The organism is Gluconobacter sp. P1D12_c (assembly GCF_018812105.1).
Taxonomy (GTDB): domain Bacteria; phylum Pseudomonadota; class Alphaproteobacteria; order Acetobacterales; family Acetobacteraceae; genus Gluconobacter; species Gluconobacter oxydans_A.
This window is the reverse complement of sequence record NZ_JACSIQ010000747.1, coordinates 1-384: the sequence shown is the minus strand read 5'-3', so window position 1 is coordinate 384 and position 384 is coordinate 1. Positions and strand designations below refer to the sequence as shown.

Sequence of the window (384 nt, the reverse complement as noted above, 5' to 3'; positions counted from 1 at the left end):
GTCTGGCTGTGGCCTTGCGTGAAGTTGGCCGGATCGAGCGGTCGGTTTTGATGCTCGACTGGATACAGGTTCTGGATTTGCGCAGGCGAACCCAGGCAGGGCTCAACAAGGGAGCAGCCCGGAATGCGCTGGCTCGGGCGCTCTTCTTCAACCAGCTTGGTGAACTGCGGGATCGGCGTTTTGAAAATCAGGCTTATCGAGCGTCAGGTTTAAACCAGCTGGTGGCAGCGGTTATCCTATGGAATACGCGCTATCTTCAGTCTGCCATCGCAACGCTCGGCATTTCCGATGACCTGGCGCGGCATATTGCACCCCTCGGCTGGGAGCATATCTCTCTGACAGGKGACTATCGCTGGAATGTCGATGAGCAGCCCTGAGCAGCCC

At 58.0% G+C, this 384-nt stretch carries 1 protein-coding gene; it reads left to right on the top strand.

Features of this window, described 5'->3' with window-relative positions; genetic code table 11:
• Positions 1-377: Tn3 family transposase (locus KP705_RS19015; protein WP_215765437.1), on the top strand; the 377-nt coding region annotated here is incomplete at its 5' end.
• Between the last annotated feature and the right edge of the window lie 7 nt (positions 378-384).